11 protein-coding genes are annotated in these 11,971 nt (G+C 36.9%); 10 read left to right on the forward strand and 1 reads right to left on the reverse strand.

The annotated features are described in order from the left end of the window. Positions 1-1,104, reverse strand: a complete 1,104-nt coding sequence (locus DWX23_RS05900; protein WP_147382525.1) for a hypothetical protein — start codon at positions 1,102-1,104, stop codon at positions 1-3. A 224-nt stretch (positions 1,105-1,328) separates the two neighbouring features. Here DWX23_RS05900 and DWX23_RS05905 point away from each other — a divergent pair, with 224 nt between their 5' ends. The 10 genes from DWX23_RS05905 (at position 1,329) to DWX23_RS05955 (ending at position 11,945) form a co-directional block, all read left to right on the forward strand. Further along, complete coding sequence (locus DWX23_RS05905; RefSeq protein ID WP_122373784.1) at positions 1,329-1,559, forward strand: NVEALA domain-containing protein; 231 nt, start codon at positions 1,329-1,331, stop codon at positions 1,557-1,559. 9 nt (positions 1,560-1,568) lie between these two features. After that, positions 1,569-2,624 carry a BF3164 family lipoprotein gene (locus DWX23_RS05910; RefSeq protein ID WP_122373785.1) on the forward strand — a complete coding sequence of 352 codons (1,056 nt, stop codon included), beginning with the start codon at positions 1,569-1,571 and terminating at the stop codon, positions 2,622-2,624. Beyond that, positions 2,624-3,502, forward strand: a complete 879-nt coding sequence (locus tag DWX23_RS05915) for a DUF1573 domain-containing protein (RefSeq protein WP_122373786.1) — start codon at positions 2,624-2,626, stop codon at positions 3,500-3,502. The genes DWX23_RS05910 and DWX23_RS05915 overlap by 1 nt, the downstream gene beginning before the upstream one ends. Positions 3,503-3,677: 175 nt before the next feature. Then, on the forward strand, positions 3,678-3,962 hold the full coding sequence (locus tag DWX23_RS05920; protein WP_122373787.1) for an NVEALA domain-containing protein: 285 nt from the start codon (positions 3,678-3,680) through the stop codon (positions 3,960-3,962). An 80-nt stretch (positions 3,963-4,042) separates the two neighbouring features. Next, positions 4,043-5,185 (forward strand): 6-bladed beta-propeller, encoded by a 1,143-nt coding sequence (locus tag DWX23_RS05925; RefSeq protein ID WP_122373788.1) that lies wholly within the window; start codon positions 4,043-4,045, stop codon positions 5,183-5,185. A gap of 332 nt (positions 5,186-5,517) precedes the next feature. Next, on the forward strand, positions 5,518-5,817 hold the full coding sequence (locus tag DWX23_RS05935; protein ID WP_122357357.1) for an NVEALA domain-containing protein: 300 nt from the start codon (positions 5,518-5,520) through the stop codon (positions 5,815-5,817). An 81-nt stretch (positions 5,818-5,898) separates the two neighbouring features. After that, positions 5,899-7,083: a 6-bladed beta-propeller gene (locus DWX23_RS05940; protein WP_122373789.1), complete on the forward strand. Its 1,185-nt coding sequence runs from the start codon at positions 5,899-5,901 to the stop codon at positions 7,081-7,083. A 152-nt stretch (positions 7,084-7,235) separates the two neighbouring features. Beyond that, entirely contained in the window at positions 7,236-9,245 is a 2,010-nt protein-coding gene (locus tag DWX23_RS05945; RefSeq protein WP_233587511.1) for a hypothetical protein, read from the forward strand. Between the two features lies 1 nt (position 9,246). Then, positions 9,247-10,116 carry a signal peptidase I gene (gene lepB / locus DWX23_RS05950; protein ID WP_122373936.1) on the forward strand — a complete coding sequence of 290 codons (870 nt, stop codon included), beginning with the start codon at positions 9,247-9,249 and terminating at the stop codon, positions 10,114-10,116. A gap of 11 nt (positions 10,117-10,127) precedes the next feature. Continuing rightward, positions 10,128-11,945 carry an O-antigen ligase family protein gene (locus tag DWX23_RS05955; RefSeq protein ID WP_122373938.1) on the forward strand — a complete coding sequence of 606 codons (1,818 nt, stop codon included), beginning with the start codon at positions 10,128-10,130 and terminating at the stop codon, positions 11,943-11,945. Positions 11,946-11,971 lie beyond the last annotated feature (26 nt).

Raw genomic sequence — 11,971 nt, forward strand, 5'->3', positions numbered from 1 at the left:
TTAAGGATTCAGGATAATCATTTGATATCCTATACCTCTGAGTGGTTCTATTTCAATGACAGGAATTTGTTTCAAATGTATTCGTAAATGCCGAATCGCATTAGCTACAGCATCACGATCCGTTTTAGATAATCCATTTTTTATCGATCGAGACAATACATCTATGCATATACTTTCATAAGTCAATTTATGTTGTTCTACTTTTATGAAAGAACAAAATAGTCTTAATGAATTCTCTGTCAAACAGATATTCACGTCATTCCTATAGCATAAGTCACCATGTTCTTCATTAAAAAACAAATCTTTAGACAATTCCACCCACTTAATTGTCTTATCCTGGATTAATGGCTCAGGAATTGGTAACCGTTTTTCCTTTTCCAGCAATTCTTGTTCCTGTTGTTGCAGCTTTTCTTGTTGCCGTTGCAGTTCCAATCTCCGTTGCTCCTGCTGTTGATTTAATACCAGCCGTTCTTGCTCTTGCTGTTGTAACTGCAATTCTTGCTCAGTAATCTTGTGCATCTTTCGATGCCAAAAACAGTAGCCGCCAATAATCGCACCTAACAACAAAAGCCCCAAACCTGAAATCATCCACATTAAATAACTGTGTCTCCAAACTGTTTCAAAAGGGAGTTTTATATAAGCTTGTAGCGTAATATTCCTATCTGGATTTTCATCTATCCGATAGATTAATAATCTTAAAGGAAGCGCTTCTTTATAAAAAGTACTATCTGAAGAGGTATTAATAACACGACCTTTTCGCATACAACGAATAGCCGTCTCTGCCTTTATATTAGATTCTAAAAGCGCAGTTCTAAACAGGCTATCCAATAAAGTTCGGGTGGAATCACGATAAAAAAGAAAATCCTGATCACACCATTCGCTTTTCTCTGCACCCGATATTTCATTAGGAGAACTTTTGGGATTATAGTTCCCAAATTCTCGCTCTATTTGTAACGTTTTTTCTCTCTGCAACGCATCTGCAAACACAAGCGAAGATTCCGAACATAACCTATTTTGCTGTATATGGAAAGCACTCCACAGCCACCAGCCGAACAAAAAAGTCAGTCCCATACAACTTAATATCACCCAAATCTTTTGTCTCATACCTAAAATCGTCTCACTTCACTCTTGACTATAGACTAAGTTTTCTGACAATTCGCTGACACCCATGCTGTAATTCAGACAATTACCAACAAAGCACCCTCTACCTCTCATCAAACCGTTGTCTAAGTTAATTTTATATCTACTTTTGCATCACATATCTTGTTGCTATTAAAGTAGTTTCAAGAGACAAATATATTAAAACTAATTTAACAAATAAGATAAACATGAAAAGAAAGACTATTAAATCAGGTATCATTTTCCTATGCCTACTGGGAGGTATTCATTTTTACTCTACACAGTCTCCAAAAAACGTATTAAATGATTTGGCTTTTAAAAATATCGAAGCTTTAGCCCTAACAGAAGAAGACCCTGAAGAAAACTTCAAATGCTATGGTTGGGGTGACGTAGAATGTCATGGAAAAAAAGTTGAAGTAAAATACAGCGGCTTCAGATAAAAATAATCTATGAAAAATCTCCTATATATATCACTTATAGGTATTAGTTCATTAATCTCCTGCGGTGGCTCCCATGACCCCTTATACCCTCGTTATACAACTTTTCCCGATGAGAGAACAGTAGCCACGCAGGAGATTTCTATTGATTCTGTCTTTTTCCGTTATCCTTATCGGGTAACGGTAAAGGATAGTATCGCTGTTATTATGGATTTACATAATGATAGCCACTACTTTTATTCTTTCACTTATCCCGACTGGGAACCTATAGCACCTTTCGGCAAACGGGGAGAAGGACCGGAAGAGATGCTTTCTGCTGAAATGTTTCAATTTTGTTCCCCGGATTCCATCTGGGCACTCGATGCAAACAAGATGCAAATCACACGTTGGGCAATTTCTATTACCGAAAAAACGGTATCTCGCGTAGAAGAAATCGCATTAGATAAGAATCTGGTGCGTTCTTTGGACTTTTATCGAACAGATTCAGTCTTTTTGATAACCGACTATCTGGGAAATTATCGTTATCACAAAGTCAGTCATAGTGGCAAACCTATCAAAAATATAGGCAAAATACCTACCGAAACCAATTATGAACAAGATATACACCCGGCTTTAGCGCAAGCTTGGCGTAGTTTTACAGACTACAATCCGCAAAACGGAATATATGCAATGGCTACTCAATTAGGAGAGACCCTTGAAATATACAACCTGAAAAAACATACGCACAGCGTTGTATACGGACCTGCCGGAGAACCGAAATTCAAAGAAAAAGGAGGAGAAGGTTTTCCTACCGGAATAAAAGGTTTTATGGATATTCAAGTCACCAACCGATACATTTATACAGTTTTCGATGGAATGTCATGGAAAGAGAGGGAGGAATTTTACCAACGTGGCGAAGCACCGCCAAAAGGAGGACATTACCTATATGTCTTTGACACAGACGGTATCCCTCTACGAAAATATACATTAGATAAAAATATTTTTGGCATCCATATAAATGAAACAACAAACACTTGTATCGCAACGTGCGTAGAAAGCAATAATCCGATACTGACTTTTAAACTATAATGAAACAGATCCTATTTATATTAATTCTATTACCTATCTTCTTTTCCTGCAAAAACGAACAGAAAGAGAAAGAAAAGCATATTGCGCAATTGGTAAATGAATGGCAGGGGAAAGAAATCAAATTTCCAGACAATCTCATTTTTACCTGCTATCTGACAGATACTACTGATTTTCAGATTCCGCAGTCCGAATATAAAGTATTAGTATATGTCGATTCGATAGGTTGCACCAGTTGTAAGTTGCAACTACATAAATGGAAAGAATTGATCGAATATACAGACTCTGTGACACAAGGTAAAATACCATTTCTCTTTTTCTTCCATCCAAAAGACTATAAGGAAATTCGTTATCTGTTAAAACGTGATGGGTTCGATCGTCCGACATGCATCGATATGGATGATCGACTGAATAAACTGAATAAATTTCCAGCAGATATGACATTTCAGACATTCCTGCTTGATAAAGATAACAAAGTAGCTATCTTAGGGAATCCGGTTCATAATATAGCGGTGAAAGAGCTATACCTGAAACAGATAACAGGAAAAGACAATCCGAACAAGAATATTCCAAGAACAACCGCCGAATCCATTGAGACGGAGATCAACTTCGGGACCTTCGAGATATCGGAAATAAAAGAAACAATCATCGAAGTAAAAAATACCGGGGATAATCCCCTTGTAATAGTGGACGTAAGTACTACCTGCGGTTGCACGGCAGCTACATACGACAAACAACCCGCGAAACCCGGAGAATCTCTCCGAGTAGGAATTAAGATGACACCGAAGGATACAGGTTTCTTCGATGAAGTCATAACGGTCAAGTACAACAGCATGAACAATCAACCTGTCAAAGTAAAGATAAAGGGGAATGTTCGGTGATCGGACGAAAGGGAGTTTGCTGCATCCCGACAAGAATGTATAAGCAAACTCCCGGAGACCCCAAAAAGGAGGTGTATCGTGGTAACTTAGCTATTAGTCTTTTGCATTCTCTAGGAGAGGACAAAGATAATAAAAACTACAGATATTGATTTTATAAACTAAAAAAGAAAATACCATGAAAAAAATTATTGGTATCGCCTTTATAGCTATAGCAGCTCTAACGGCAGGCTGGAATTTCAGCCAAAGTCAAAACGAGATGGTACTATCAGACTTAGCACTAGCAAATATTGAAGCTTTAGCGCACGATGAAGGCGTTGAAATTATTTGTGGACAAAAACAAGGAGCATGTTGGAAAACAGATCCCTATAGTTTTTATAATTGTGGTGAATATACAATGGTACATCCATGTAACTTCACTGGAAGTATGAGTGATCATTGTTACGATCCATGCAAGCGATAATGAAATAAAAAGGATTGGGCATTATGACTATTTGCCCAATCCTTTTTTAACAAAAAAATAACCTTCACAAGAATAATTAAATGATGAACAAAACAAACATATTGTTAAGCGTACTTTGTTTACTTATTTGTTCATGCAACAATATAGTAAAAAAAGGAGATACAAATGAGAAATCAATATCTGTTAATTTAGAAAATATCAGTAATCCTAATTTTAAAGAGATTTTCAATTCCATAGAAATTTGCCCTTTAGAAACAAACGATTCATCACTTATCGGTAATTTTTTCAATACAAAAAAAGCCTTTTATATACCAAATAAATATTATGTAGTCATTGATGACAATTATATAATACATCTATTCAATATGAAAGGAGAAGCAATATCGAACTCTTCAAAACAAATAGGTCAAGGTCCACAAGAATATTATATATTACAAGATGTAGTATACAATTATTATAATAACACATTTGATATACTTGACCCTTTCGGATATATATCTACTTACGATATAAATTTTAATTTTATTTCAAAGAATAAAATTAAAGCAGAAACAAAAGATAGATTCAGAAAATTATTTGCACTGAATAAAAATCAATATATTCTTTTTGACAATGCAGAAAAAGGAGTTTTTACTATTTATGATTTAAGTAAAAACAAAACTATAAAAAAAACACCATATATAGGATTAATAGCAGAGTCAACGGCTATTAGTTCTCCTTTCAATTTATCAAGAAATATATTATATTTCACACCGCCTGAAATTAATAACCATCTCTTCATTTACAATGAAAATGAAATGGATTTAACACCCTACTATTACATTGAAGGAGGAAATAATAGCATAGACAAAACAGATCTAAGTCAATTTAATTCTGTAGAAGAAAGATCTGAGTTCATACTCAGAGACTCCCCTAAATACTCTGCTATAGACAGACTGTGTAATGAAAAGTATATTATATCAACATATATAAAACAACAAGAATTATTTATTAACATTTATAATATAGAAACAAACAACAATAAAACTTTCAAAAAAGATAAAAATATAAGTCCCAATTTGCCCTCCTTCTTTTCGATAGAAGGAGAGACCGCCTATGCTATTATTTATCCTTCTGATATCGATCAATTTACAGACAATGATCTAATTACAAATAAAAACATTCTTCATACAATAAAAGAGGATGATAATCCTTGCATTATTAAATACAAAATAAAATTATAATACCATGAGCAACAAACTCCAAGGCTGGTTAACTCCTAACACACTGATAGAAGATCCGAACGATCGGATATTAGTTCTAAACTCTGCTGGTACAGTAGACAACGAACAACTCTACAAAGACACCGGGGTTGTGTCAGGAAACTCTCGTTCACATAATAAACTACTACGAATGCATCCTGGCACGAGCTTTGATGAACGGGCACAATGTTAATATTGTTTTTCTATGTCGTACCCACTTTACCGGACTTGTTGCGACATTGCAAACAAATAAATTTAGAGAATATGAAAAATATATAATTAACAGATTCACCACTTAATAAAATAATAAAATCATGAAAAAAAAGATCTTCGGGGCTGTACTTATTACAGTTATAACGTTTGTAGGCTGCTGGAACTTTAACCAGAGTAAAAAAAAGGCTCTACTATCAAATTTGATTCTAGCCAACATAGAAGCGTTAGCTCAATCAAACGAATCAAGTACTGAAGAAAAAGGGAAATCTCCCGAAACAAAAAGATGTAAGAAAACATTTCCCGATGGGACATTTACATCAAGTGTAGAAAGGGTTTGTACCCCTTCATGTTCTTCTTGTACTTGCACCCCTGTACCATGCGGTGAACCTTTCTATAATTAGGTAGAATATAATTAAGGAATAGGTCATTAAACAAATAACTTATTCCTTTCTCTCTAACAATCTAAAAAGACTTTCTGTATTATGAAACACTTATTATTCTTTGTAATAGTGACTTTCTTCTTATATTCTTGTAGCAATTCAAAAACAAGATCCATCGATAAAGAAGACTTACCAATTGATAATATTAATATTCAAAACATTAATATCAAACTAACTGATTCTGCTTTTAGACATGTCGATAACCTGTTACACACAGAGTCATATACAATTCTATCAAATGATGAGCCACTAGGAATAGTAGAACGTATTATCATTGAAGACAGTTTAATCTATATTTTAGACAATATGCCTAAAATCGTATGTTTTAACAAGAAAGATGGTTCCATTAAGTGGAAAATAAACAATCGGGGAGAAGGTCCGGAAGAATATGGAGAAATAATAGATTTCACAATAGACAGAACATCTAAACAGCTAATTGCTTATGACGGTGGAAAAAGGAGATTGACAAAATACGATTTATTGTCTGGTGAATATATATCAAGTACTACTATATATGATATCATACCAAAACAAATTGCTTTTGCTAACAATGGCATCTTTTTCGATAATCATGACCACATGAACTATCCGGATAAGAAGGAATTACATTATTCATTACTCTATACTAAGACTGGTTCCAAAATGAATAAATCATTCTTCCCTCATGACAAGGTTTCTGATTACAATTTCAATTACGGAGACGGACATCCTTTTTTTTATGAACAAAACAGGATCCTTTACAATCCGCGTTTTAGCAATATAGTTTTTGAAATTATACCGGAAGGTCTAACCCCCTTATACAAAATAAATTTACCGGATTCATTACCTCTAAAAATAATAGAAGAAGGTATTTCACCACATAAGTTAATCGAATCCAATTATTCATGGGGTATTTCAAATATTTTTGAATGCAGTAATATCCTATATTTCTGGTTTACCAAAAATGGTAGATACTATACTGTATTTTATAATCTGCAAAACAATAAATTGATCTATGGAGGGAATAGAGTTTCAAATATACCAACAAAAGATTTATTGGTCTACTACCCTATATCTGGTGTTCATAATGATACTTTTTTCTCATTGGTAGAACCATTCACTATCATTGAAAAGAGAGAAATAGCTCCGGATCTTTTCCCTAAAAATCTGATGAAAGTGAAAGAGGAAGATAATCCCGTTCTATTTTTTTATAAACCCGTTCACAACTCATTCACCGTTTCTCAATAATTATGATAGAGCATATGTTCAAATATACAGGCAGAACAAACTGATATAGAAATCGTGGACAAATAGTAATAAGTAACATCCAATACAAGCAATGGAGTAAGAAATCAAATCCGGTTTTAGTTTTAGTTTTAGTTTCTATTAAATAAAAGAATATGATAAAGCAAACATTTTTTTTATTCTACAGTACAATAATCATCATCTCATTGACAGCATGTCATGCCCTACCTGATAAACAACTTAAACAGGTACTCATGCTGGCAGGAGATAACCGAAGTGAATTGGAAAAGGTGTTGGCTTATTACAATGATAATCCGGAAAAACTCGCTGCTGCCCGTTTTCTAATAATGAATATGACCGGTCATTCAGGCGTTAACCAATCAAATATAGAAAAACTACAACCTTTTTATTTGAAGTACGTAGATATATCAGAACAATATAATTGGGAGCGTTCATCCGAATGGCAAAAAGAAATCGACTCTCTTTGGAGAAATGAGAAAACAAAAATTCATCCGTCTTTATTTAATAAGAAAACGGATATCCAAACCATCAAAGCAGACTGGCTTATCAAAGAAATAGGCCGTTCTTTCAAAGCTTGGAAAGAGAATGTGTATACACAGAACGATTCTTTCGAAGATTTCTGCAAATATATCCTTCCCTATCGCTTTGCTGAAGGAATCTGTCTGGACAAGAGCCGGGATACCTTTTACAAAAGACATGCTCATATATTCAACGATATTAATAAAGATTTCAGAGTAATGACTGACTCTTTACATCAAATATATAGCGACCTTATGCATAATAATTGGGCCGCCGCATCTATGCCTATCTGCAATGCTGCCACTTTCGAACAAATAAAACGAGGCTCCTGCGACGATAAAGCCTGGTATAATTGCCTGATGATGTCCGCTCTCGGTATGGGAGTTGCTATCGACTTCGTTCCGGAATGGGGTAACCGTGCCGGTGGACATAGCTGGAACAGCTTGATTGTTGGAGGAAAAACATACCCGTTCGAACCTTTCTGGGACGATGACCGGTGGAAATACAAAAAGATTTATAATAATGAGTGTTTTGACTTGAAATGGGGAAAATTCAGACTACCTAAAGTGTACCGGCATACTTTCGAACATTATTTTTCCGGCCCACTAGGAGATAAATCAGTCGCCAGAGAAGACATTCCTTCTTTATTCAAAAATCCGTTTATGAAGGATGTTTCTTCACAATATTTCCAAACAACGGATGTAAAAATAACTATTACCGAGCCTATACCCGAAAATACACGCTATTGCTATCTATGTGTTTTCGGTGCGAAAGAATGGAAACCCGTGCAATGGGGAAAAATAGCATGGAATAAAAAAGTGACATTCAAAGAGATGGGCAGAGATGTCGTTTACCTGCCTATGTTCTATCAGAATGGTGTTTTGACACCTGCTGCACCGGCCTTTATTTTAAATCAAGACGGCAATTGCGAAAAAATGGAATGTAAAGAGGAAAAAATGCCGGTTACCGTACGAAACTATACCGCTTATCTGTACCCTGAAGAGATTGCCGAAGCGAAAGAGACGCTGGTCGGGGCTTATCTCACAGGATGCAATGATTTGAACACATTAACCACTGACACCTTATATATGATGACAGACAGCATGGATACATGGGATAATGAAATCACTCTTCCTGTTCCTCAAAAATATAGATATATACAATTAATATCCCCAAAAGACTCACTGGCACTCAGTGAAATATCTTTTTACGAACAGAATAAAGAGGATAAACCGATTCAAGGTGTAAAAGTTTCAGCCGACATCACACCGCTTAGCGATGGAGAGAAACTGGACATGGTTACCGACAGCCGGTCTGCTACAGGTTTCAGAGGTAGATTTAACAACCCGGAAGATGGGAAAAATATACTTTGGTTTGATTTGGGTAGCCCCAGGTCAATCAGTAAAATTTCATATATCCCTTATACAAAAAATTATTTACCTAAAGATATAGACATAGAATTATGGTATTGGAACAACCAATGGGTTAAAGGTGGTAGTTTAAAAGGTGACTATAATTTTATGACTTTTGAAAATATACCTGAAGGGACAATTTACAGAGTAAAGGTGAAAGGGACGAATGATCGGATCTTTACCTATAAAAACGGTATTATTCGTTGGTATTGATATGAAAAAGCATTGGAAAAAAATAATACAATATACAGTTGACGTAACCTTTTGGCTATGTATGCTGGCTACGGCATGGTTCGCCACTCAGGTCTTATTTTTTGCCTCTTTCAAAATTCCTAGCGATTCGATGGAGCCGGAATTAACTACCGGAGATAATATCCTGGTCTGGAAACCGATCATCGGCCCGCGTATATTCAACCTTTTTGCATCCATGCGAAATGAACAAACAAAAATTTACCGTATCCCTGGTTTCAGGGATATTAAACGTAATGACATTTTAGTCTTCAATTTTCCACATCCTAACAGTTGGGATAAGATTGAAATGCATATCCTCAAATATTATATCAAACGGTGCGTAGGATTACCTGGCGACACATTATCAATACAAAACGGTTTTTTTCATGTAAACGGAATAGAAGTACCTCTTGGTAATCCGGATTCACAAAAAAGAATTGCCTTTACAGAAAAGTTTCAAGATGGCATATTCCATAGTTTCCCCTATGATGGAACTATCGGTTGGAATATCAAGGAGTTCGGACCGCTACATATTCCGGCCAAAGGTGATTCGATCCGGATGGATCGGACAAACTTTGTTTTGTATAAGAAGCTGATTGAATGGGAACAACAGGGAACTCTTGAATACAAGGATTCTACATCTTTTCTTAATGGAAGACCGATCGACAGTTATCGTTTCCTGAAAAACTACTATTTTATGGCAGGCGATAACGGCATAAATTCACAGGATTCGCGTTATTGGGGAATGTTGCCGGAAGAATATATCGTGGGGAAAGCATGGATCATATGGAAATCTGTTGATCCGTATACGGAAAAATTCAGGTGGGAACGGTTTATGAAAATAATTCATTAAAGAAATTAATCATGAAATACAATCAATATATAAGTTATTCATTACTAGCCATCAGTGGTGTCTTTCTGCTGTGTACCGTTTTTGCCACAGACATAGCGCTGACTAACGGACTGATCACAGGAAAGGTTCTTTGGTTTCATCTGGTGATGTTGCTGTTGGCTGCATGCAGTCTGATGGCGGCTGTTATGACGAAACCGGTAAAACCGTTTGTCTTTTCGGTCGCAGACGGATTAGTGCTTGTTTTGGCAGCTATCGTTGCGCTCACTTATAACTGGCAACTGAATCCGGAACCGGAGAAAATGTTGTTCGGAGGACAACTGGTTGTACTGTGGTTTCTGTTGCGATTTATATTTACCGGATGGCCTCAACTACGATTGTTTTTCCTGACAGCGATTGTTGTAACCGGATTGGTTGAAGCTGTTTTGGGGATGCGGCAGTTGCATGGTTTTGAAGGCTCAAACCATTCCTTGTTCAGGCTGACCGGAGATTTTTATAACCCGGGACCTTATTCAGGATATCTCGCAATCGTATTGCCGGTTTGCCTGTGGATGATCTTACGGCAGACAAGAATGTATCTGTATTATCTGGCATGGATTACCTTGCTGGCAATCATCGTAGTATTGCCTGCCGGAATGAGCCGGACAGCCTGGATCGCTGCCGCCCTGTCATGTGCATGGGTGTACTGGGTACAACGGATCGGATGGAAAAAAACAAAAACATACATTTATGAATTTAAAACCTTAACTATAGTATCATCTGTTTTGGTACTAATATCTGTAGCCGGTGCATTGACGGGTATTTTTCTTCTAAAGAAAGATTCTGCCAATGGCCGGCTACTTTTATGGAAAATAACTGAACAAGCTATAATGGAACAACCCTGGACCGGAACCGGACTGGGAGGTTTTCCGGCTGCTTATGCAGAAACACAGGCGCAGTATTTTGCCTCCGGGAAAGCCTCGGAAACAGAGATGAAGGTCGCAGGCTGTCCGGAATACGGATTTAATGAATTCTTACAAATTGGTTTGGAGCAAGGGTTGGTGGGTTTAATGGTTTTTGTATTGTTGTTAGGCTATTCCTTGTTCCGGGGGGTGAAAAACAGGCAGGCAGGAGCGGCAGGAGGGATATTGGCGTTGATGGTGTTCAGCCTGGCGTCTTATCCGTTGCAGCTACCGGAGTTCTGGGTGGTGTTGGTGGTGTTGATGGGGATTGCTAATACAACTATCTACATTGACACACCCCCTACCCCCTCTCGAGAGGGGAGGAAGGTACTTTCAGCCGCCGTAATCGGGGGGATGGCGGTTTGTTGCGGATGGCTTTTCTGGCAGCAGAAAGGCTATTACCAGGGGTATAAGAAATGGAATACATTGAAGATGTTATATAATAGCAAAGCTTATGAAGCGGCGGCGGACGGGTATGAAGAATTGGTACCGCTGATGGGACATAAGCCGGAACTACTGTTTGAAGCAGCGCAATGCTTGAGTAAGACGGAGCGGTTTGCAGAGGCGAACCATTTGTTGGAACGGGCGATGAAACTGAGTGGTGATCCGATGATACATTATATGGCGGCAAAAAATGAACAGGACCTGGGAAATTATCAGAAAGCAGAAAATTTATTGCTACATGCAATAGAAATACTGCCGGAACGGATCTATCCCCATTATCTGTTAACTAAACTATACTCAGAAACGGCTTTCTTTCAGGAAGATAAGTTTATCAAAGCGGCTGATGCCGTACTGACAAAAGAGCCGAAAGTGGAAAGCACAGCTATCCGCGAAATGAGAACGGAAGTTAAAAAGATGCTCAAAAACATACGGGAAAATCGTAATTAATTTATTTATACACGAATTACGATAAC

Source organism: Parabacteroides sp. AF18-52, from assembly GCF_003479145.1.
Classification (GTDB): Bacteria; Bacteroidota; Bacteroidia; order Bacteroidales; family Tannerellaceae; genus Parabacteroides; species Parabacteroides faecis.